This window comes from Streptomyces sp. CB02923 (assembly GCF_001905005.1).
Lineage (GTDB): Bacteria > Actinomycetota > Actinomycetes > Streptomycetales > Streptomycetaceae > Streptomyces.
The window spans coordinates 387,303-409,365 of sequence record NZ_LWKZ01000023.1; the positions used below are offsets into that span (position 1 = coordinate 387,303).

Below are 22,063 nucleotides of genomic sequence, written 5' to 3' on the forward strand. Positions count from 1 at the left end.
TTGCGGCAGGAGCAGGAATTCACCGATCTGCTCCACGAGCGCCTCGCCGAACTGCGGGCGGGAGCCGAGTCCGCCGTCCGGCGGGCGCTGCCGCTGGAGGGGAACCACTTCCAGGCGCGGCTGGAGCGCGACGTGACGGTGGCCGAGCAGTCCGGGCTGCTGGCCGCCCTCGACGCCGGGGAGAACGGCCTGTGCTTCGGCCGCCTCGCGTTCCGCGACGGCGCCGACCGCCACATCGGCCGCCTCGGCATCCGCCGCGACGACGCCGACCGTACGCCGATGGTCATCGACTGGCGGGCCGACGTCGCCCGTCCCTTCTACCTCGCCACCGGCCACACCCCCATGGGCCTGCGCCGACGGCGCCACATCACCACCCAAGGGCGCCGGGTCACCGCCCTGCACGACGAGATCCTCGACCTCGCCGACACCGAACGCACCGGCCACGAGGGCTCCGACGCGGACGCCGTCCTCCTGGCGGCCCTGGACGCCGCCCGCACCGGCCGGATGCACGACATCGTGCAGACCATCCAGGCCGAACAGGACCGCATCATCCGCGCCCCGCACCACGGCGTCATGGTCGTGGAGGGCGGTCCGGGCACCGGCAAGACCGCCGTCGCCCTGCACCGCGCCGCGTACCTGCTGTACGCGTACCGCGAGCAGCTCGCCCGCCGCGCCGTACTGATCGTCGGCCCCAACCCGGCCTTCCTCGGCTACATCGAGGAAGTGCTGCCCTCGCTCGGCGAGACGGGCGTACTGCTCGCCACCCCCGGCGAGCTGTTCCCCGGCGTGACCGCGACCGGCACCGACTCCGCGCGCGCCGCCGAGATCAAGGGCGGCGCGGCGATGGCCGACGCGCTGGCACGGTACGTACACGACCGGCAGGCCCTGCCCGACCCCGTCCTCGTCATCGACCACGAGGACGGCGAACTGCTGCTGGACACGGACATCGCGGCCGCCGCCCGGGAGCACGCGCGCACCACGCGGCTGCCGCACAACCTCGCCCGCCCGTACTTCGCGTTCCACGTCATCGACGCGCTCACCGCGCAGCTGGCCGAACGGATCGGCGCCGACCCGTACGGCGGCCCGAACCTCCTCGGCCCGGACGACGTCGCCCAGCTCGGCAAGGGCGTCGCGGCCAGCCCCGACGTACACGCCGCCATCCAGGAACTGTGGCCCTCGCTCACCCCGCAGCAACTGGTCGCCGACTTCCTCGCCGAACCCGTGCACCTCCCGGCCGCCGACGCGGCCGCCATCCGCCGCCCGCCCGGCCACCACGGCCCCTGGCCGGCGGAGGACGACTGGACGCCCGCGGACATCGCGCTGCTGGACGAGGCCGCCGAACTCCTCGGCGAGGACGACTCCGCGGCCCGCGCCGCCGAGGAGGCCGAGCGCCAGGAACGGATCAAGTACGCGCAGGGCGTGCTCGACCTCTCCTACGGCTCCCGCACCCAGGAGTTCGAGGACAAGGACGACGAGGACTCGGAAGTCCTGGCCGCACACGACCTGATCGACGCGGACCGGCTCGCGGACCGCCAGGAGGAGGCCGACCACCGCAGCGCCGCCGAACGCGCCGCGGCCGACCGCACCTGGGCCTTCGGTCACATCATCGTCGACGAGGCACAGGAACTGTCCGCGATGATGTGGCGGCTGCTGATGCGCCGCTGCCCGACCCGCTCCATGACGCTGGTCGGCGACCCGGCGCAGACCGCCGAGCCCGGCGGCTGCGGCGCCTGGGAGCCGATCCTCGCGCCGTACGTCGAGGACCGCTGGGAACTGGTCCGGCTGGGCGTCAACTACCGCACACCCAGCGAAATCATGGACGTCGCCGCGGAGGTGCCCCGCGCCGCGGACGCCTCCTTCGCGCCGCCGCGCTCGATCCGCTCCACCGGCGTACGGCCCTGGGCCCTCGGCGCCACCGCCGCGGACCTGCCGCGTACGGTCGCCGACGCGGTGGCCCGGGAGACGGCCGACGGCGCGAAGTCCCGCCCCGCGCAGGCGGGGGAGCACGGCACGGCCGGTGCGGGGGAAGGCGGCCCCGGGGAAGGCCGGCTCGCGGTCATCGCGCCGCGGTCCCACCACCCGGCCCTGTCCGCCACGCTGTCCGCCGCCCTGCCGGACGTGTCCACCGACGCGGCCCTCGACCTGACCCGCCCGGTCGTCCTGCTCGACCCCCGGCAGGCCAAGGGCCTGGAGTTCGACACCGTGATCGTGGTCGAACCGGCCGGGTTCGGCACCAGCGACCTGTACGTCGCCCTCACCAGGGCGACGCAGCGGCTGGGCGTGGTGCACACCGGGGCGCTGCCGACGGCGCTGCGGTCCCTGGCAGAGCCGGCCACGGAGCCCGAGGCGGCCGGTCCAGGCCGCTGACGTCGTACGGTACGGAGGCGCCGCACACCCTCGGTGCGGCGCCTCCGTACCGCGCCGACCCCCTGGCTCCGGAAGCTACTGAGCACTCGCCGTCGGCCGTACGACCAGCTCGTTCACGTCGACGTCCGCGGGCTGGGCGACCGCGAAGGCGATGGCGTTCGCGACCGCGGCGGCGGGCAGGGCCACCGAGCGGTAGTCCCGCATCGCCTGCCGGGCCAGCGGATCACCGATGCCGTCCGCGAGTTCGGACTCGGTGACGCCGGGAGAGACGACCGTGACGCGGATGTCCGAGCCGGACTCCTGGCGCAGCCCCTCGGACAGGGCGCGCACCGCGAACTTCGTGGCGCAGTAGACCGCGGCGGTGGGCGACACCTCGTACGCGCCGACCGAGGCGATGTTCACGAAGTGCCCGCCGCCCTGCTCCCGCATCACCGGCAGCGCGGCGGCGATCCCGTGGAGCACACCCCGGACGTTCACGTCGAGCATCCGGTCCCACTCCTCGGTCCGCAGCGCCTCCAGGGGCGACAGCGGCATCACACCGGCGTTGTTGACGAGGACGTCCACCCGTCCGTACGTGGCGTGCGCCGCGTCGACGAAGGACCGCACGTCGGCGGCGTCGGTGACGTCCAGGCGCCGGTACGCCGCCGATCGGCCGTCGGCGGTGAGCCCGCCGGCCAGCGCCTCCAGCCGGTCGGTGCGGCGGGCGCCGAGGAAGACGCGGTGCCCGTCCGCGGCCAGCCGCCGCGCGCTCGCTTCGCCGATGCCGCTGCTCGCACCGGTGATCAGGACGACCTTGCCGGGCGTGGCCGCGCCCGCGTCGCGGTGCCCGCTCCGGCCCGGGTCCAGGCCGGCCCCCGGGTCCGGCTCGGAGTTCGTACGCGCGGCAGTGTTCGGGTTCATGCGGTGCCTCTCGACGGTGCTGATGCCTGTCCTCATGAGGCTGCGCCACGGCGTACGTCCCCACCAGGACGGGCCGTGCCCGGGTGCCGCGCACCCACCCTCCGCGTCAGCCGGCGTCGACGGGCCGCGGGCGGAGTCCGGCCACGTGGTCGCGGATACGGGCGGCCAGCGCGTCCGGCGGCAGCACGGCCTCGACCAGGCCGGTCTCGGCCGCCGCGAACGGCATCGCGAAGTGCGGGCTGCTCGCCCGGTCCTGGGCGAAGACGGTGCCGCACTCATGGGCGACGGCCCGGATACCGGCCTGCCCGTCGGTGCCGGTACCGGTCAGCACCACCGCCAGCGCCAGCGGCCCGCAGATCACCGCCAGCGTGGCCAGCAACAGGTCCGCCGACGGGCGGGCGGGCGGGAAGGCGCCGGAGGCGATCAGCGCGAGGCTGAACGGTGACGTGACGAGCATGTGATGCCCCGGCGGCGCGACGAGCACCGACCCGGGAACCATCGCGTCGCCGTCGACGGCGTTCCGGACGGGCAGCGCCGTACGCCGGTTCAGCAGCTCGGCCAGCAGACCGGCCCGCCCCGGCGCCTGGTGCAAGGAGACCAGCACGGTCGCGGGAAGCGCGGCCGGCAGCGGCGCCAGGACGCGGCCGAGCACCTCGATCCCTCCGGCGGAGGCCACCAAGGCGACGACGGGATACGGAACGGTGGTGGAGTACAGACGCTTGGGCATCGCGGTCCTTCTTCCCTGCGCCCATCATGACACCGCGATGCTGCCCACGGACGCACCCCGCACCCGCGGCGGCGGTTGAGGGCGATGTCGAGCGCGGATGTGCACGCCGGGTGAACGTTCACGTGCACTGATTGTTCCACCGGCGCACGGGAGACAACCAAGAGCAGGAAGGCAACGCCGGAGCTGGGAGAGCGCATGGACGTGTCGGAACGGTACCGCGAGTCGTGGGAGAGCTACTGGCGTGACACATCGGACGCTCCGGGCGCGGCCATCTTCGACTGCGCCGCCGAACTCGCCGCCGGCCGCCACCTGACGCTGCTGGCCCCCTTCGCGGACGCCTCGCTGCCCGTGGTCGACCTGGGCTGCGGCACCGGCACCCAGACCCGCTGCCTGGCCCGGCACTTCCCCCGGGCCATCGGCGTCGACCTCGCGGAGGCCGCCGTCGCCCACGCGCGGCGGGCCGACACCGGCGGCACCGCCCGGTTCGAGCAGCTGAACGCCACCGACCAGGACGCCGTCCGGCGCCTGCACGAGCGCATCGGCGACGCCAACGTCTACCTGCGCGCGGTGATCCACCAGAGCGAACCGGACGCCCGCCCCGCGGTCGCCGCCGCGGTCGCGGCCCTGCTCGGCGACCGCGGACGCGCCTTCGTCGTCGAGCCGCTGTCCCGCGCCAAGCAGGTGCTGGCCCACGCGTCCCAGGGCGCCGACGGCCCGCCCCCCAAGCTGGCCAGCATCTTCGCCCACGGCCTGACCCCCGCCGACGCGGACGACGCCACCATCCCCGGGTTCTTCCGCGACCTCGGCCTGCCGGTGCTGGCGAGCGGCGAGATCGACCTGGTGATGACCGAGAACCGCGCGGACGGAGAGCGGATCGACCTGCCGGCCCAATGGCTGGACCTCGGCCGCTGAACCGTGCCCGGGAGGGCGGCGGCCGCCCTCCGGCAGCCGGGTCCGGGCTCAACAGCACGCCTGTCACGGACACTTACCGGCTTTCGCCGCTAGAATCGCGCCATGCACCTAGTCACTCCAGGCGCATAAGGGGAAGCCGGGTCCCGCGACTTCAGGGGGCGTTGCGGGGCCCGGCGCCTCTTCACCGGGCAGGACGGGCTCCCCTTACCCGCCCTGGCAGTGAAGGCACGTCCGCTTCGCTGCGACGTCTGGAGTAGAGGAAGGTGCAAGATGGCCGCGAAGGAGAAGAGGTCGTGGACCAAGGAGCTGGCCTCACGGTTCGCCGTCGCTGTCGCCGTTAAGGCGCTGTGGACGGCAATTTCGAGGATCGCTCTGCGCGACGACACCTGAGTGACGCTGTCCGGCTGACCCCCCTCGGGTCCCCTTCCCAACCGGGGGTCAGCTGTGCGCAACTGTGCGCCTCTCGCCCGTAAGTACGGTCGTTTGGCGCGTAGTTGCCCCTCCGGCAGCGCCTTTTCGGACGGCTGCGAACTCGCCGTGTCCAGGGCGCATCAACGCATGCCCCACCCGGGCAGGTTCCTCGCCTACACCGTCCGAAAACGTGCTGTACGGGGGTTCCGGTGGGGCGCAACAAGGATCTCATGACGGCTCTGCTCAACGTCCGCAAGGCGCTGGCCGAGGAGGTCGCGGGGCTGGGGCGGCGCCTGGACGACGCGCGCCGTGAAGTGCTGGAGCACCTCACGGCGGAGGCGGCGGAGCTGCGGGCCGACGCCCGGGAAACCCGGGCCCGTGCCGACCGCGGCGCCGCTGCCGCCGCGGACACGGAGCGGGCCGTGTCGCTGCTGCGGCAGGAGGTCGGCGAGGTACGGGAGTCGATCGCCGGACTCCAGCACGCGCTGGACGCGCTGGCGCAGCACCCCGTGTTCCGTGCGGAGAGCGCCGACCGGCGGGAACCACCCGGCGAGAACGCCGAATCCGAGTGGACGGACGCGGATCCGGACCCGGACCCGGACCCGGACCCGGACCCGGACCCGGACCCGGACCTGGTCGACGCCGGGCCGGAGCCGGCCTTCCCGCCGCTCATGGACTCCGATGACGACGATGACGCCGATGACGACGCGGGGGAGGAGGCCGGGGGCGGCATCGACCAGGATGCCGACACCGACTCGGGTGCTGACGACGTCGACCACGGCGTGCTGCTCCTGAAGGCGGCTCAGGCCGGGACGGTCGCCCTCGTCTGCCACCGTGAATCATGGGAGTTCCTCGCCGCCTGCGCCGCAGGCAACGAGCACTTCCGCGCCACGTGCGAACTCGCGGACGAGGGCAACGGCCGGGTACGGGCCGTACTGTCGGGCCGGTCCGTCATCGGAGCGCTGATCGCCCTGCGCCATACCCGGGACGACAGCCACCTGGACGGCACATGGGCCCTGGCGAGCGCCTGCTACTCCCGTATCGCCGAGGGGCTGCGGACCACGGCCAGGGACGGAAGGCGCCCGCTGACCGTCGTCTTCGACGACGGCGTGCGCGACGCGCCACCGGAGCGGCAGCTGCCGGGGCCGAGCGGCACCCGACCGGAAGACCCGGACGGAACCGATTGATTCCCGATGGGGATCGCTGCTCACCGTGGTCCAGCGGGATGCCGTCTTCGCGCCGCGGGCGGTGGCCAGGGGTATTTCGATGTCCGGTGTCCGGCATTCCGGCGGCTCAGGAACGGGCGGTTGCTTCCGGGGAGTCGGCGTACTGCGCCAGTCCGTGCCCGAAGGACCAGTCGGGCGACGCGTTCTCGGTCACCGTGACGAAGACGTTCCGCGGCTCCACGGCCGCGCGGGCGTGGGCGAGTTCGGCGATCCGGCGGTACATGGCCTGCTTCTGCGCGGGGGAGCGGCCGGAGCGCATCGTGATCGCGATGTACACGACGCCGTCGTCGCGGTCCGCGCCGAGGTAACCGCCGTGTCGCAGTGTGCTGTTGCTGCCGTCGTGCCCGGTCAGTACCTGGAACAGGTCGTCCGGCGGAATGCCGATCGTCTCCCGCAGGGCGTCGTGGACGGCGCGGCCGAGCGCGTCGAGCTGTTCGGCGTCGGCCCGCAACGCGTCGATACGGACAAAGGGCATGGTGGTGCTCCTTCCGGTGTGACTGCCGTGGGTGCGCACCGGCGAGCATACATACCAGTAGGTACAGCGCGGGTGGCAGCCGGTCGTCGAACGGCTGCCCCTCACCCCCGGCGGGCGACACGCGATGGCCGCGCGGCTGTGAGGATGGCGGGCCGGGGCTTCCTGCCGCGAGAGGGCAGCATCATGGCGATCAGCGGTCTCGCCCGTCCGCTGGCGGGGCGTGTCGTGCGGCAGCTGGTGGGCGTCCACATCCTGGATCTCGCGACCCGGCTGGCGGCGCAGGCGTTCCTGGCCGCGCTGCCGATGCTCATCGCCGTGTCGTCCCTCTGCCCGTACGCCGTACGGCAGGAACTGCTGAGGTCGCTGCGTTCCCTGGTGGGCTCGGACAGTCCTCTTCTGGTGCCGGTCGAGGCGGTCCACGGGTACCGGGACCAGGCCCTGCACAGTTGGGGAGCGGCCGGCGCGCTGGTCGCCCTGCTGTCCGCCACGGCCTTCACGCGGGTCCTCCAGCGGGTGTGTGAACGCTCCTGGAACCTGCCGCATTCGGGCGCGCGGATCGTGGCGTGGCGCTGGGCGCTGTGGCTCGTGGTCTGGATCGTGGCACTCCTGTATCAGGGGATGCTCCACCGGGCGTTCGGCGCGGGTGCCGCGCTGGGGGTGCCCCTCCAGCTGGCCGGCGCCGTCCTGATGTGGTGGTGGACCCAGCATCTGCTGCTCGCCGGGCGGGTGCCCTGGATGCCGCTGCTGCCGGGGGCGCTGCTGACCGGTGGTGGCGCGGTGGCGTTCTCGCTGTCCTCCGGGCTCTGGCTGCCGCGGGTGCTGGCCCACAGCGTCGAGCGGTACGGGCCGCTCGGCTCCGTCTTCACGCTGCTGTCCTGGCTGATCCTCTTCTTCGTCACCGTCGTGGCCGGCATCGCGGCCGGGCAGGTGCTGGCCCACGACGAGGCGTCCCGGGACCGGCCGGGTCCGCCGGACGTACCGTCACGCTGACCTCGCCTCCACCCGGCCGTCGCGGGCCGCCTCGGCCAGCGCCCGGTGGTCGCGCTCGTTCTGGTCGGCGTAGCTCTCGGCGAACCGTGCCAGCGCGCGGTCGAAGGCGTCGGAGCGGCCCAGGTAGGCGGCGATGGCGATACGGTCGCCGGACCGGGCGTGGGCGCGGGCCAGCGTCGCGCCGCACAGCCGGCCGAACAGACACATGATGTCGGGCGTCATGGATTCGGTCCGGGGGATGGCCTTCCAGTCGCGCAGCTGGCGCAGGTAGAAATCGCGCTGTCGCCCGTCCAGCCCCTCGACCCGCTCCCAGCCCAGGAACATGTCGCTCGCCGCCTGCATCAGCCGCTGTCCGTGGACGACCCGTTCCCCCTGGTTGGCCCAGGGCCCCGGGCCCGCCAGCGGCGCGAGCACCGACTCCTGCGCCTCCTTGGCCTGGAGGAAGAGGGGATCGGCGTCGTCGCGGCCGAGCAGCAGCAGGACCCAGCAGCGGGTTCCCACACTGCCGACGCCGACCACCTTGCGGGCCATGTCGGCCACGCGGTACTGCGCGAGGAGCGCCTGCCGGTCGGTTTGCAGGGTGCGCGCGTAGCGGTCGACCAGCTCCCGCAACTGCTGCTCCAGACGCTCGCGTTCGACGCCGGGGAGGAGGTCGCCGAGCGGTACGACGAGGGGCGGGTCGGGCGTGATCCGCAGCTCGCCGCCGACCGGGTGGGCGAGCCGCTCCAGGGACTGGAGGTGGTCGCGGGCGCGGGCCTTGGCGAGGGTCCGGGAGACCCGCCGCTGGGCCCGCTTGCCCAGTTCCCCGCTCAGTACGCCGTACAGCTCGTCCGCGTCGATCCGCGTGTACCACACGTCGAGGTTGCGCATCCCGGCGAATCCGGCCATCGCCTCGCGGTACGCACGGACCGTGTCCCGGACCACGCGGGACCGCTCCGGCCCGCCGAACCCGTTGGCGCGGCCGGCGATGACGAGACTGGCCGACAGCCGCTTGACGTCCCACTCCCAGGGGCCGGGCAGGGTCTCGTCGAAGTCGTTGACGTCGAACATCAGGTGCCGCTCGGGGGAGGCGAGCAGCCGGAAGTTCAGCAGGTGGGCGTCCCCGCACAGCTGGGCCCGCAGCCCGGTGTCCGGCGTGCAGGCCAGGTCTTCCGCCATGATGGCGGCGGCTCCGCGGAAGAAGCGGAACGGGGATTCCAGCATCCGCCCGTACCGGATCGGCACCAGCTCCGGGAGCCTGCTCGCCGACTGCCGTTCGACCACGGCGACCGGGTCGGGCCGGTCCGGCGCGGGAGCGAACTCCGCGTGGCGGGACCGCGGCACGCGGGTACGGGCCGACCGGCCGCGGGCCGCCCGCTCCTCGGGGGTGAGACGGGTGTGCTTCTCGGCGTCGGACATGGCGGCTCCCTCCTGGGGGTACGACTTTCGGCCGGTGCGGTCGGTCCGCCATCACCCCGGCGGTGTGAGGCGGGCGGGAGCGGGCCCGGCGCGCCGCGGCCCGGTCCGGCCCGGTACGGGGTCGCCTTGCCCGGGTGATGCCCGTACCGGCGGGCCGGCGCACGGTGGCGGCATGGAACCGACCATGCGAAGGCAGCGGTGGCTGGCGCGGGCGTCGCTGGCGGCCGCCGCCGCTGCGGTACTGGTGCTGGGCGTGTTCGCGGGGATACGGACCTTCGCCCTGGTGGGGGTCGGACTCGCCGGTCTGGCGGTCACCGCCGCGGCGGTCTGGTGGACCCTCAGCCGACGGGGTGTCCTGCGGGTCCTCGCCTTCCTGCTGGCGCTGGCCGCCCCGGCGTGGGTCGTCCTGGAGTACACCGGCGCCCGGCTGGCGTGGGTGGTCGCGCTGTCCGCGGGACTGTGGCTGGCCGCCCTCGGAGCGGGCCGGGCCGCGCTCGTCCTGCACGACCGGCCGGCCCCGATGCCCGAGCGGCCGGCGCCGGAGACCCGCCACCCCGTCCTGATCATGAATCCGCGTTCGGGCGGCGGCAAGGTGCGCCGGTTCGGGTTGCGCGAGAAGGCCGCGGCGCTGGGCGCGGAGGTGCTGCTCCTGGAGGGGCCGGGGGAGACCGACGTGGCCGAGCTGGCCCGTAAGGCCGCGGCCGGGGGCGCGGACCTGCTGGGCGTCGCGGGCGGGGACGGCACGCAGGCCCTGGTCGCCGACGTCGCCGCCGCTCTCGGCCTTCCCTTCCTGGTGATTCCGGCCGGTACGCGCAACCACTTCGCCCTGGACCTGGGGCTGGACCGCGACGACCCGGCGAAGGCCCTGGACGCCCTGCGCGACGGCGTGGAGCTGCGCGTCGACCTCGGCCGGGCCGCCGGGCGGCCCTTCGTCAACAACGTGTCGTTCGGCGCCTACGCCGAGGTGGTGCAGAGCCCGTCGTACCGCGACGGCAAGACCCGCACGACCCTGGAGCTGCTGCCCGACCTGCTCATGGGCCACCGGGGCGGGCAGCTCACGGCGCGTGCCGGTGCGCACCTCATCGCCGGGCCGCAGGCCCTGCTGGTGAGCAACAACCCGTACGGCACGGGCGACATCGCGGGGCTGGGACGCCGGGCACGCCTGGACAGCGGCGTGCTGGGCTGTGTCGGCGTCGAGGTCAGCAGCGCCGGGCACGCGGCCGGCCTGGTGCGGGGCCGGCGGGCCGCCGGTCTGACGCGGGTGACGGCGACGCACGTCGTCGTCGACGCCGATCAGGAGCGGATTCCGGTCGGCGTGGACGGCGAGGCGCTGCGGCTGCGCGTACCGGTGCACTGCGAGGTGCGGCCGCTGGCCCTGCGGGTGCTCGTGCCCAGGCGGCGGCCGGGCGTGCGCAGGGCCCGGCCGCCGCTGGACTGGCGCCTCCTCGTCAGGCTGGGGCTGCTGCCGCCACGGAGCCCGCACGGAAGTTCATCGCGCTGACGCGGGCCGTGGAGCTCGCCGCCTTCCCGGGGGACCGGCGGTCTACAGCGGCGCGTTGTAGACCTTGTGGGCCTCCTGGTGGCCGTAGGTGGCCAGGGACCAGATCACCAGGACGTCCAGCGCGATGATGATCGCCGACCACACGGGGGAGTACGGGGTGAAGAAGAAGTTCTCCAGCGCACTGGCCATCGCGACCCCGATGCCGACGGCGCGCGCCCAGGTGCGGCCCTTGAACAGGTTGAACGCGGCCGCGGCGACGACGATGCCGGTGATCAGCTGGAGCCACCCCCACCCGTTGATGCTGAAGTCGTACGCGTAGTCCTGCTGCGACCGGTAGAAGTTGTGGTCGATGATCGCGGCGAGTCCCGCGATGGCGTGGTAGCACCCGATGACGGTCAAGATGCACACGGCGAACACGACCCCGCCGAGCGCAACCGGGCGGATGTGCGGCTCCGGTGTGCCCTGCCGGTCCGGTCCTGCCGATGTCTGCTCAGCCATGCCTGGACCTCCTCCTCGGTGGGCCGGAGCATGCTCCGTGCGGCACCGCGGCCGGTTCACCCGCCGGGGATGAGACCGGCGGGCGGCGGCGCACCGTCACCCCTTCGAGGTGAGGCCGCCCCGCGCCGCGCGGCGAGAATGGAGGGGAGGGCAGGCCGCCGCAGCGGAGGTGACGCCATGGGCGCACAGGCGGGTGCGGGGCCCGAGCGAGCGGAAACGCCGCCCGGCGGCGGCGATTTCGAGATCCGGGTCCGGGGCAGGGTCGGTGCTGCCCTGGCATCGGCTTTCGCGGAGCTGACGGTCCGGCCGCACCCGGCCGAGACGGTCCTGTACGGCGCCGGCCTCGACCAGGCCGCGCTGTACGGCATCCTCGACCGTATCCAGGCGCTGGGGCTGGAGTTGCTGGAGGTCCGCCGGCTGCCCGGAGCGGGCGCCGGAGGACGCGACGCGCACGCCGAAGGGCCGTAAGCCCCCTTCCGGTACCGGGCCCTCCCCGCGACGCTGGGCGTGTACCGCCTGCCGCCAGGAGGTGAGGACATGCCTGCTGCGCTCCGTACCGCGCGGAGAAGCCCGCACCCGGCCGGTCCGGCGGATGCCGGACGGGTGACCGATCTGTGCGGACGGTTACGGGAACTGGGCCGGGACGACGGGGCGGCGAACACGGCCGTGACGGCCTGCCTGGTGTGGATCGCCGACCTCCTCGTGGAGATCGCGGCTGAGCTGGGCGATCCGCGGACCGCGGAGGCGCTGGTGGACGAGGCGTCGGCGGTGCTGGCCTCGGCACCGCGGCAGAGCCGGGGCGTACGCCATCCCGCGGCGCCGGCCGAGCCGCTGACGGAACGCGAACTGGCCGTGCTCCGCGGGCTTCGCAAGGAGGTGCCGCTGCGGCGGATCGCCGACGACCTCTTCGTGTCGTACAACACCGTCAAGAGCCATACCCGCGCGGTGTACCGCAAGCTGGGCGCCCACTCCAGGGCCGAGGCGCTGCAACGGGCCCGGGAGCGGGGGCTCATCCGGTAGCGCCGCAGGGGAGACGTACGTCACGTCCGGCCGTGTCACATCGCGCCGGGCCGTCCCGTCATAGGGGTGCAGTCACTTACTGAAGTCACCCACTACGGCGAAGGAGTCCACCATGGACGCCCGTTTGCAGCTCTTCACCAACGAGACCGCAGGCAAGGTCCTGAAGCACATGGTCTCGGCGGGGAAGGTCCTCCTGGACTCGTCGCTGCCCGCCGCGACCCAGGAACTGGTGAACCTCCGGGCGAGCCAGATCAACGGGTGCGGATTCTGCACCGACATGCACACCAAGGACGCCGTCGCCGCCGGTGAGTCGGCGGTACGTCTCAACCTGGTCGCGGTGTGGCGCGAGGCCACGGTCTTCACCGACGCCGAGCGCGCCGCGCTGGAGCTGGCGGAGCAGGGCACCCGGATCGCGGACGCGGCCGGCGGGGTCCCGGACGAGGTGTGGGCGAATGCCGCCAAGTACTACGACGAGGACCAGCTCGTCGCGCTGGTGGCACAGATCGCCCTCATCAACGCCTTCAACCGGTTGAACGTCATCGTCCAGCAGCCCGCGGGCGACTACCGGCCGGGCCAGTTCGCCTAGCCGGAGATCGGGGGGCCGGGGCCGGGGGCGTCGTTCGCGGCGACCCCGGCCCCGGCGGTGTCGCTCCCGGTTCCGGCGGGCCGGACGGCGTCACAGCAGCTCCAGCTCGCGGGCCCGGCGGACCGCGGCCGACCGCCGGGTCACGGCCAGCTTGCGGTAGACGCTCTTCAGGTGCGTCTTGACCGTGTTGACCGACAGGTACAGATCCGCGGCGATCTCCTCGGTCGTCATCATCTGCGCGAGGCGGCCGAGCACCTCCCGCTCCCGCGCGCTGAGCCGCTCGACCGGCCCCGGGGCCACGGGAGACGGCTCGGGACCTGCCGGGACGCGGGTCCGCGCGCCGTGGGACGAGTTGAGTACGGCCGCGCACATCGGCTCCACCGCCCGCAGCAGCGGCGAGGGCAGCCGGCAGCCGGCCACGGTGTCCCCGATCCGGCCGGCCGGCGGCCCGCTGCGCTCCGCCGCCTTGGCGAGATCCGCCGCCAGCGAGCAGATCTCCGCGATGAACGGATCGGGCGTGTGGCCCAGCGCGGCACGCGCGAGACCGAGTTCGCGGCGGGCCTGCGCGGGCTCGCCGCGGGCGAGGCCGATCCAGGCACGTACGGCGTGCAGCGAGGGCCGGGAGGAGTCCGCCGCGGTCCAGGCCGGCAGGGGCGGCTGGGATGCGTGCGTGGCGAGTTCGCCGGCTGCGCGGAAGCGCCCGCGCAGCGCCTCCAGCAGGGCGAGGTCGACGAGGCAGTCCCGGCGCAGGGCGCCGTTCCCGGCGGCGCCCGCGGCCTTGAGGCCCGCGGTGAGGGAGACCGAGGCGGCTTGCAGGCTGCCGTCACGGAGTTCACCGTGGCCGCGGATCGCCAGGGTGAGCGCGGGGATCTCCGGGCAGGCGGCCGGCGTGGCCCGCGTCAGCCGCGCACACAGGGTCTCGGCCTCGGCCGCCGCGGACCGGGCGGCGTCCGGGGCCCGGGAGCGCTGCCGGACCATGCGGATCACGGCGTGGGTGAGGCGGCAGCGGATGCCGCGGTCCTCCTGGTCCGCGGGCAGCTCCCCGGCGAGCCGCCCGGCCCGGTCCAGGAACCCGGCACAGGCCGCGTCGTCGCCGCGGGCCAGGGCCGAGGCCGCGGCGACGAGCACGGACTCGGGCCCGTCCGCCTCCGGAGCCTCGGACAGCTGCCGGACCAGCGCGTCCGGCAGGCGGGCCCCGGTCAGCCCCAGGAGCTGGCCGATCGCCAGCCGGTGGACGATCAGCCGGCCGGCCTGCCCCGGGTCGCCCGCCGCGCACCAGTGCCGTACCGCGTCGGTGAGCATCCCGTGTTCGCCCAGCCAGGCGGCGGCCCGGCGGTGCAGTTCGGGGACGCGGCCCGGCGTCTCGTGGCGCAGGCACATCCGCAGTACGTCGGCGAACATCCGGTGGCAGCGGTACCAGCCGTGCCCGGCGGGCTGGAGGAAGGAGTTCTCCCGGACCAGCGCCGTGAAGTGGCCCCCTGCCTCCTCTCCCGCGAGTTCGGTGGCCAGTTCAACGTTCATCCGTTCCAGGAGGCTCGTCGTCAGCAGCAGCTGCCGCATTCCCGCGGGCTGTACGTCGAGCACCTCCTCCACGAGATAGCTGACCACCGCCTCGTCGTCACCGGCGAACTGCGCCACGAACTTCTCCGGACAGGAGTGCTTCTCCATGGACATGGCCGCCAGGCGCAGGCCCGCGGCCCACCCGTCCGCGCGCTTCCGCAGGGCGCTCACCACCTGCTTGGACACCTCGACGCCGTGCTGGGCGAGGAGCGCGGCGGTCTCCCGGTCGTCGAAGACGAGGTCGCGGGTACGCAGTTCGGTGAGTTCGCCGGACAGCCGGAAGCGGTGCAGATGCAGCGGCGGGTCCCGGCGCGAGAGCACCACCAGGCGCAGTACGGGAGCCGCGTGCTTCAGCAGGCCGACCAGACTCTCGGCGGTGGGCGAGCCGGGCTCCGTCTGGAAGTCGTCCAGGACCAGGACCACCGGATCGTGCCGCGCGGACAGCCCGGCCGTCAGACCGGCCACCAGCGGCGGGCCGCCGGACGCCACCGCGGACACCGGCACGTCCGCGCCCAGCGCGCCGATCACCCGCGGCCAGAAGACGCCGGGCAGTTCGTCACGGCCGTCACAGGTCACCCAGGCCACCGGCCCCGGGGACCGGCCGGTGTGCGCCCACTCCACGGCGAGCGCCGTCTTCCCGGCGCCCACCGGGCCGACGACCACGGTCAGCGGCCCGAGGACGCCCCAGGAGAGCCGGTCCGTCAGCCGGGGTCTGGGGATCAGCCATTTCGGCAGCGCCGGAACCGTGGCCGGGGGCGTGGACGAGGGCCCGCCGCGCTGCTCCTTCGGGCACGTGTCCATGGGCGGCACCTCGCTCTGACGGGAGGGTGCTGCTCAGGCAAGTGTGGGGCGCGGGCGGCGGCACGGACAGCGCGCCGGGCGCCGTTTCACCCGGGTGAAGTTCTCACCCGGGTGAATTCCCGGCGCGCGGCGGGGCGCTCAGCCCGTGTGCAGCGCCTCGACCAGTTCGTCCTCGCGGTCCTTGGTCAGCGACGTGCGGATCACGCTGGGGTTGAAGGGGCGTACGGCTTCCCGTACCCGGTCCGGGGTGGAGCGGCGTACCAGGGCGAACACCGCGGCGCGGCCCGGTTCGAGGGTGGCCGCGATCTCCTTGACGAAGGCGTCGTTGATGCCGACGTCGGTGAGCTTGCCGGCGACCGCGCCGGTCGCCGCGCCCACCGCCGCTCCGAACACGGGCATCAGGAACAGCATCCCGAACAGCGTGCCCCACAGGGCGCCGCCGGCCGCGCTGGTCGCGGTCGGGTTGTACGACTGGCGGACATGGATCTTGCCGTCCATGGTCCGCCAGGCCAGCGCCGCGTCGTCCAGGTCGAGCAGTTCCTGGCGGGACAGGTCCTTGGCGAGCCGCAGTACCGCGTCCGCCTTCTCCTTGTCCGAGAATCCGAGTACGACGAGATCTGCCATCAATACCTCCTGGGGGAACGGCCGGTATCCCGGCCTGGCGTGGACGGGGTGGCGGCGGCCGTCTCGCCGGGCCGCCGGGCCGCGTCCGCGAGGTCGGCGGCCACCGGCGCGAGCGCCTCTTCCGGGACACCCGGGCCCATCGACTCGGCCGGCGCCCTGATGCCGTCGGGGGACAGGCCGGAGGAACCGCCTTCCGGCGACGACACGGCCGGCTGCGCGGCGATCCGGCCCTCGGACTTCGCGTCGGGGCCGAAAGCGATGGTCAGCAGCCGTACCGGTCCGATCGCGCCCATGAGCGCCCTCCTCCGCCGAGCCTGCCGAGACCGCCTCCATCCAGCCGGAGCCCGCCGCCCGCCGCGTCACCCGCCACAGGTGAGGGCCGGACGGCGGGGGCTCCGCGACGGTGGGCGGCATGGCCTCTGAGGGAACGGCGGACGACGGCAGGGCCGCCGCGGGTTCCGCGGCCGGCGGCGAGCTGGAGCGCCTGCGGGCGGAGGTCCGCGAGCTGCGGGCCCGCGCCGGTACGCAGAAGCGGCGGCGGGCACGGCTGCTGGCCGTCCGCCGGGCCGTCGCCGCGGTGGTGATCGCGCTGGTGGCGGTCTTCACGGTCACCTCGGTCGTCGGCGTGTGGGGCGCGCGGACCGCCCTCGACACGGACCGCTGGGTCGCCACGGTCGAAGAGCTGCCCGCCGACCCGGCCGTGAACGCGGCCGTCTCCACCTACCTCACCAACGAGATCTTCAGCCGGCTGGACGTCGAACGGCGGCTGTCCGACGCGCTGCCGCCACGGGCGTCGTTCATCGCGGGACCGGTCACCGGCGCCGTCCAGGGCCACGTACGGACCTCGATCTCCAAGCTGCTCAAAACGGAACGGTTCCAGGACCTCTGGCGCTCCGCCAACCGCTTCGCGCACGCCCGGATCACGGCGGTGCTGGAGCAGCGCAGCGAGGGCGTACGGGTACAGGGCGACACGGTCACCCTCAATCTGCTCCCCCTGGTCAACAACCTCCTCAACGCCCTGGAGGAACGGCTCCCCACGCTGTTCGGCAAGCGGCTGGACCTGCCCACCCTCTCGTCCGGCGAGGTCCCGCCCGGACTGCGCGACCGGGTCGGGAAGGCGCTCGGGGTGTCGCTGCCCGCCGACTTCGCCCAGATCAAGCTCTACAACCGCGAGACCCTGGGGCAGTTGCAGCAGGCCGTGGTGCTGGTCAAGCGCGGGCTGGTGGGCCTGTTGCTCGCCGTGCCCCTGCTGCTCGGCCTCGCCCTGTGGGTCTCCCCGAACCGTCGGCGCACCCTGCTGCAACTGGGCCTGTGGCTGGTGGTGAGTGTCACCGCGCTCTCCGGCATCCTGCGGGCGGTACGGGACCAGCTCCTCGCCCAGGTGCCGTCCGGCGTCTACCGGGAAGGGACGCGGAGCGCGCTGTGGACGGTCTTCACGACGCTGCGTGAACGCGGTGACCAACTGCTGTGGCTCGGTGTCGTCCTGGCCGTCCTGATGTACCTGGTGGGCCCCGGACGGCTGCCCGTCGGACTGCGCCGCCACACGTCCCGGGGCGCTCGGGCCACCGGACGGCTCGCCGTCCGCGCCGGGCGGCGGATTCCCACGGGCAGCGGACTGCACGCGTGGACACGCGAACACGCCGACGTGCTGCGGGTCGCCGGGGTGGTCGTCGCGGCGCTGGTCGCGCTGCTGCTGTCGTCCTGGGTGAGCCTCATCGTGGCCGCGGCGGCGCTGGCGGTGTACGAGGCCGCGATCACGCTCGTCCTGCGCGACGGCTCCTCACCCGGCCCAGGTGAGGCGGGTCCGGAGGCGGATGCCCAGCCTGGAGCCGGCTGAGCCCGCGGCAGGCAGGGCGGCAGGCAGGGAGGCAGACATGAGCGAGCAGACGAACGCGGAACGGGCCGAGCCGGCCGGCGAAGCCGATCGCCGGCAGATGTGGGGCCCCTACCTGAGCGAACGCCAGTGGGGCACGGTCCGGGAGGACTACAGCGCGGGCGGCGACGCCTGGTCGTACTTCCCGCACGAGCACGCCCGCTCCCGGGCCTACCGGTGGGGCGAGGACGGCCTCGGCGGCATCAGCGACGACAAGCAGCGCCTCTGCTTCGCCCTGGCGCTGTGGAACGGACGCGACCCCATCCTCAAGGAACGCGCCTTCGGCCTGACCAACGGCGAAGGCAACCACGGCGAGGACGTGAAGGAGTACTACTTCTACCTCGACAGCACGCCCAGCCACTCCTACATGCGCTACCTGTACAAATACCCCCAGATGGAGTTCCCCTACCACGACCTCGTGACCGTCAACCAGGGCCGCGGCCGCCAGGAGTTCGAGTACGAGCTGCTCGACACCGGCATCTTCGACGACGACCGGTACTTCGACGTCACCGTCGAGTACGCCAAGGCCGCCGACGACGACGTCCTGATCCGGATCACCGTCGCCAATCGCGGCCCCGACGAGGCGACCGCGCACGTACTGCCCACCCTGTGGTTCCGCAACACCTGGTCCTGGCACGAGGCGACCGCCAAGCCGCGGCTGGCCGCGGCGGCCGGCCCGCTCCGGACGACGACCGTCCGCGCCGTCCACCCCGAGCTGGGCAGCTACGACCTGCGCTGCACCGGAGCCGTCCCGCTGCTGTTCACCGAGAACGAGAGCAACAACGAGAAGCTGTTCGGCACGCCCAACGCTTCGCCGTACGTCAAGGACGGCATCGGCCGCGCGGTCGTCGACGGGGAGAAGGAGGCCGTGAACCCGGCCGGGGAGGGAACCAAGGCGGCCGCGCACTACACCCTGACCCTGCCCGCCGGCGGCGAGGAGACACTGCGGCTGCGGCTCGCGCCCACCGGCGGATCCTCGGCGTCGGCACGCGGCTTCGACGCCGTCTTCCAGGAGCGGACCGCCGAGGCCGACGCCTTCTACCGCGAGCTGACCCCGTCCGGCGCGGGCGAGGACGAGGCCCGGGTGCTGCGCCAGGCCCTCGCCGGGATGCTCTGGTCCAAGCAGTACTACGGCTTCGACCTGGAGACCTGGCTGGCCGAGCACGGCCTGGACCCGTGGAGCCTGCCGCGGCCCGGCATCCGCAACCGCGAGTGGTTCCACATGGTCAGCGACGGCGTCATCTCCATGCCCGACAAGTGGGAGTACCCCTGGTTCGCCGCGTGGGACCTGGCCTTCCACACCGTGGCCCTGTCGGTCGTGGACAGCGGCTTCGCCAAGCAGCAGCTCGAACTGCTGCTCCAGGACGCCTATCTGCACCCCAACGGACAGGTCCCCGCCTACGAGTGGAACTTCGGGGACGTCAACCCGCCGGTGCACGCCTGGGCCGCGTACTTCGTCCACCTGATGGAGGAGCGCACCACGGGCCGCGCCGACCCCGCGTTCCTGGAGCGCACCTTCCACAAGCTCCTGACGAACTTCACCTGGTGGGTCAACCGCAAGGACCCCGAGGGCCGCAACATCTTCCAGGGCGGCTTCCTGGGCCTGGACAACATCGGCGTCTTCGACCGCAGCGCCCCGCTGCCCACCGGAGGCCACCTCGAACAGGCCGACGGCACGGCCTGGATGGCCCTGTACTGCCAGTCCATGCTCCAGATCGCGCTGGAACTCGTCGAACACCACCCCTCCTACGAGGATCTGGTGCTGAAATTCGTCGAACACTACCTGTGGATCGCCGGCTCCATGGACCGCGTCGGCGACCTGGAGGACGGACTGTGGGACGAGGAGGACGGGTTCTACTACGACGTGCTGCGGCTGCCCGACGGCCAGGCCGTACGCCTCAAGGTCCGGTCGATGGTGGGCCTGCTGCCGCTGTGCGCGTCGACCGTCTTCCGCCCGCGGCAACTGGAGCGGATATCGGGCCTGGGCGAGCGCCTGCGCCGCTTCGCGGAACGCCACCCCTCCCTGTCCGTCACGCTGGCGTCGGCCCAGGCGGGCGAGACCGGCGGCGCCCGGCTGCTGTCCGTCGTGGACGAGAAGAAGCTGCTGCGGGTCCTCGGCCACCTGCTGTCCGAGGACGAGTTCCTCAGCCCGTACGGCATCAGGTCGCTCTCCCGCCACCACGCGGAACACCCGTACACCTTCCGGGTGCACGGCGAGGAGTACCGGGTGTCCTACCTGCCCGCCGAATCCGACACCGGGATGTTCGGCGGCAACTCCAACTGGCGCGGACCGGTGTGGTTCCCGATGAACGCCCTGGTCGTCCGCGCGCTGCTCAACCTGTACGGCTTCTACGGCGAGGGGCTCACCGTCGAGTGCCCGACGGGCTCGGGTGTCCAGATGACCCTGTACGAGGTCGCCGAGGAGATCTCCGGCCGGCTGGCCCGGCTCTTCCTGCGCGGCGAGGACGGCCGGCGGCCCGTCTACGGCGGGCAGGAGAAGTTCCGCAGCGACCCGCACTGGCGCGACCTGATCCTCTTCCACGAGTACTTCCACGGCGACAACGGCGCCGGTATCGGCGCGGCCCACCAGACCGGCTGGACGGGCCTGGTCGCCACCCTGATGAAGATCTTCGGCACGCTCTCGCCCGGCGACTTCCTGGCGGATCCGGGCCGGAAGGAGAGGTCATGACCGAGCTGCCCGCGCAGCCCGTCGTCCACGAGGTCAACACCCGGGTGTGGCTGCGCGAGGTCCAGCGCAGCACCGGGCGTCCGGCCGGGCTCGGTGACGTGCCCAAGGACGCGTGGGACGAGATCACGCCGCACGGCGTCGACGCCGTCTGGCTCATGGGGGTGTGGGAGCGCAGCCCGCAGGGCCGCGGCATCGCCCTGTGGGACCAGTCGCTGCGCACCGCGTTCTCCCAGGCCGTACCCGGCATCCAGGAGAACGAGATCGCCGGGTCGCCGTACTGCATCCGGCGCTACGAGGTGGACGCGACGCTCGGCGGCGCCGAGGGGCTGGCCGCCGCGCGCGCCGAACTCGACGGCCGCGGCATCGGGCTGCTGCTCGACTACGTGCCCAACCACGTCGCCCCGGACAGCCCCTGGGTGTCCGGACACCCCGAGTACTTCGTGCGGGGCACCCCCGACGACGCGCGGCGCGACCCGGCCGCCTACCTCGACACCGGGACCGCCGTCCTCGCCCGCGGCCGCGACCCCTTCTTCCCGCCCTGGCCGGACGTGGTGCAGCTGAACGCCTTCGAGCCCGCGCTGCGCCGGGCGACCGCGGAGGTGCTGACCCGCATCGGAGAGACCTGCGACGGGGTGCGCTGCGACATGGCGATGCTGCTGATGAACGACATCTTCGCCCGCACCTGGGGGCAGCGCGCCGGGACCCCGCCGCCGGACGAGTTCTGGCCCACGGTCATCGACGGCGTACGGCAGCGCCACCCCGGCATGACGTTCGTCGCCGAGGCGTACTGGGACCTCGAATGGGCGCTGCAGCAGCAGGGGTTCGACTTCTGCTACGACAAGCGCCTCTACGACCGGATCCTGAACGAGGGCGCCGAGTCGGTCCGGCGGCATCTGACGGCGGACGTGGCCTATCAGCGCAAGCTCGTACGGTTCCTGGAGAACCACGACGAGCCCAGGGCCGCGCAGACGCTGCACCCGGCCAAGGAGCGCGCGGCGGCGGTCCTGATCGCCACGCTGCCGGGGGCGACGCTGTGGCACGAGGGCCAGTTCACGGGGCGCCGTACCCGGCTGCCCGTCTTCCTGGACCGGCGTCCGGACGAGCCGGTGGACACCGAGCTGCGGGCCTTCCACGAGCGGCTGCTGGCCGGCGTGCACCGCAGCGGAATGCGGACCGGGCAGTGGCGGCTGCTGGAGTGCGCGGGCTGGCCCGACAACGACTCCGGCAGGAACGTGCTGACCTGGTGCTGGGCGGGGCCCGCCGGGCGGTTCCTGACGGCGGTGAACCTCTCCGGGCAGCCCGCCCAGGGACGCGTCCGGCTGCCGTGGCCGGAGCTGGGGTCCGGCCCGTGGCGGCTGGCCGGACTGCTGGACGGCGAGCAGTACACGCGCACCGGGGACGAGCTGACCGGCCCCGGCCTGTTCGTCGGCCTGGACGCCTGGGGAACGCATCTCCTCGCCGTCGACCCGGGCCGTGACTGAACGCGCCCGGCGACACGGAACACC

At 73.5% G+C, this 22,063-nt stretch carries 19 protein-coding genes; 11 read left to right on the forward strand and 8 right to left on the reverse strand.

Annotated features, from left to right (window positions below; genetic code table 11):
- The gene (locus A6A06_RS20250) at positions 1 to 2,367 is read left to right on the forward strand and encodes a HelD family protein (RefSeq protein WP_073762693.1); all 2,367 of its coding nucleotides are present in this window, start codon (positions 1 to 3) and stop codon (positions 2,365 to 2,367) included.
- A gap of 75 nt (positions 2,368 to 2,442) precedes the next feature.
- On the opposite strand, the gene A6A06_RS20255 is transcribed toward A6A06_RS20250, so the two are convergent.
- Entirely contained in the window at positions 2,443 to 3,267 is an 825-nt protein-coding gene (locus tag A6A06_RS20255) for an SDR family oxidoreductase (protein WP_242440843.1), read from the reverse strand.
- A gap of 106 nt (positions 3,268 to 3,373) precedes the next feature.
- Positions 3,374 to 3,994 (reverse strand): chemotaxis protein CheB, encoded by a 621-nt coding sequence (locus A6A06_RS20260; RefSeq protein ID WP_073762694.1) that lies wholly within the window; start codon positions 3,992 to 3,994, stop codon positions 3,374 to 3,376.
- A 195-nt stretch (positions 3,995 to 4,189) separates the two neighbouring features.
- Here A6A06_RS20260 and A6A06_RS20265 point away from each other — a divergent pair, with 195 nt between their 5' ends.
- Positions 4,190 to 4,906 (forward strand): class I SAM-dependent methyltransferase, encoded by a 717-nt coding sequence (locus tag A6A06_RS20265; RefSeq protein WP_073762695.1) that lies wholly within the window; start codon positions 4,190 to 4,192, stop codon positions 4,904 to 4,906.
- A 641-nt stretch (positions 4,907 to 5,547) separates the two neighbouring features.
- Positions 5,548 to 6,504, forward strand: a complete 957-nt coding sequence (locus A6A06_RS20270; RefSeq protein WP_073762696.1) for a hypothetical protein — start codon at positions 5,548 to 5,550, stop codon at positions 6,502 to 6,504.
- A 106-nt stretch (positions 6,505 to 6,610) separates the two neighbouring features.
- Here A6A06_RS20270 and A6A06_RS20275 read toward each other — a convergent pair whose 3' ends face one another.
- Complete coding sequence (locus A6A06_RS20275) at positions 6,611 to 7,018, reverse strand: tautomerase family protein (RefSeq protein WP_073762697.1); 408 nt, start codon at positions 7,016 to 7,018, stop codon at positions 6,611 to 6,613.
- 183 nt (positions 7,019 to 7,201) lie between these two features.
- Here A6A06_RS20275 and A6A06_RS20280 point away from each other — a divergent pair, with 183 nt between their 5' ends.
- A complete protein-coding gene (locus A6A06_RS20280; protein ID WP_073763257.1) occupies positions 7,202 to 8,008 on the forward strand; it encodes a YhjD/YihY/BrkB family envelope integrity protein in 807 nt (268 codons plus the stop codon).
- Here A6A06_RS20280 and A6A06_RS20285 read toward each other — a convergent pair.
- Positions 8,000 to 9,406, reverse strand: a complete 1,407-nt coding sequence (locus A6A06_RS20285; RefSeq protein ID WP_073762698.1) for a DUF2252 domain-containing protein — start codon at positions 9,404 to 9,406, stop codon at positions 8,000 to 8,002. The genes A6A06_RS20280 and A6A06_RS20285 overlap by 9 nt on opposite strands.
- A gap of 172 nt (positions 9,407 to 9,578) precedes the next feature.
- On the opposite strand from A6A06_RS20285, the gene A6A06_RS20290 reads away from it, so the two are divergent.
- A complete protein-coding gene (locus A6A06_RS20290; protein ID WP_073762699.1) occupies positions 9,579 to 10,907 on the forward strand; it encodes a diacylglycerol/lipid kinase family protein in 1,329 nt (442 codons plus the stop codon).
- A gap of 42 nt (positions 10,908 to 10,949) precedes the next feature.
- On the opposite strand, the gene A6A06_RS20295 is transcribed toward A6A06_RS20290, so the two are convergent.
- Entirely contained in the window at positions 10,950 to 11,405 is a 456-nt protein-coding gene (locus A6A06_RS20295; RefSeq protein ID WP_079194162.1) for a DUF7144 family membrane protein, read from the reverse strand.
- Between the two features lie 177 nt (positions 11,406 to 11,582).
- Between A6A06_RS20295 and A6A06_RS20300 the strand changes: the two genes are divergently transcribed.
- The 3 genes from A6A06_RS20300 (at position 11,583) to A6A06_RS20310 (ending at position 13,011) form a co-directional block, all read left to right on the forward strand.
- Positions 11,583 to 11,873: a hypothetical protein gene (locus A6A06_RS20300; protein WP_073762700.1), complete on the forward strand. Its 291-nt coding sequence runs from the start codon at positions 11,583 to 11,585 to the stop codon at positions 11,871 to 11,873.
- Positions 11,874 to 11,942: 69 nt separating this feature from the next.
- Entirely contained in the window at positions 11,943 to 12,425 is a 483-nt protein-coding gene (locus A6A06_RS20305; RefSeq protein ID WP_199931015.1) for a response regulator transcription factor, read from the forward strand.
- Positions 12,426 to 12,537: 112 nt separating this feature from the next.
- Complete coding sequence (locus A6A06_RS20310) at positions 12,538 to 13,011, forward strand: carboxymuconolactone decarboxylase family protein (RefSeq protein WP_073762702.1); 474 nt, start codon at positions 12,538 to 12,540, stop codon at positions 13,009 to 13,011.
- A 90-nt stretch (positions 13,012 to 13,101) separates the two neighbouring features.
- Here the strand turns inward: A6A06_RS20310 and A6A06_RS20315 are convergent, their stop codons facing one another.
- The 3 genes from A6A06_RS20315 to A6A06_RS20325 all read right to left on the reverse strand — a co-directional run bounded on the left by A6A06_RS20315 (position 13,102) and on the right by A6A06_RS20325 (position 16,289).
- Positions 13,102 to 15,372: a LuxR C-terminal-related transcriptional regulator gene (locus tag A6A06_RS20315; RefSeq protein ID WP_073762703.1), complete on the reverse strand. Its 2,271-nt coding sequence runs from the start codon at positions 15,370 to 15,372 to the stop codon at positions 13,102 to 13,104.
- A gap of 138 nt (positions 15,373 to 15,510) precedes the next feature.
- Positions 15,511 to 15,996, reverse strand: coding sequence for a DUF1269 domain-containing protein (locus A6A06_RS20320; RefSeq protein WP_073762704.1), 486 nt, complete (start codon positions 15,994 to 15,996; stop codon positions 15,511 to 15,513).
- Positions 15,996 to 16,289, reverse strand: coding sequence for a hypothetical protein (locus A6A06_RS20325; RefSeq protein WP_073762705.1), 294 nt, complete (start codon positions 16,287 to 16,289; stop codon positions 15,996 to 15,998). The genes A6A06_RS20320 and A6A06_RS20325 overlap by 1 nt, the downstream gene beginning before the upstream one ends.
- Positions 16,290 to 16,408: 119 nt before the next feature.
- On the opposite strand from A6A06_RS20325, the gene A6A06_RS20330 reads away from it, so the two are divergent.
- Genes A6A06_RS20330 through A6A06_RS20340 form a run of 3 tightly spaced genes read left to right on the forward strand, consistent with a single transcriptional unit; the run spans position 16,409 to position 22,039 of the window.
- The gene (locus A6A06_RS20330; protein WP_073762706.1) at positions 16,409 to 17,833 is read left to right on the forward strand and encodes a hypothetical protein; all 1,425 of its coding nucleotides are present in this window, start codon (positions 16,409 to 16,411) and stop codon (positions 17,831 to 17,833) included.
- A 37-nt stretch (positions 17,834 to 17,870) separates the two neighbouring features.
- Positions 17,871 to 20,558 (forward strand): MGH1-like glycoside hydrolase domain-containing protein, encoded by a 2,688-nt coding sequence (locus tag A6A06_RS20335; protein WP_073762707.1) that lies wholly within the window; start codon positions 17,871 to 17,873, stop codon positions 20,556 to 20,558.
- Positions 20,555 to 22,039: an alpha-amylase family glycosyl hydrolase gene (locus A6A06_RS20340; protein WP_073762708.1), complete on the forward strand. Its 1,485-nt coding sequence runs from the start codon at positions 20,555 to 20,557 to the stop codon at positions 22,037 to 22,039. Before A6A06_RS20335 ends, A6A06_RS20340 begins: the two co-directional genes overlap by 4 nt.
- Positions 22,040 to 22,063 lie beyond the last annotated feature (24 nt).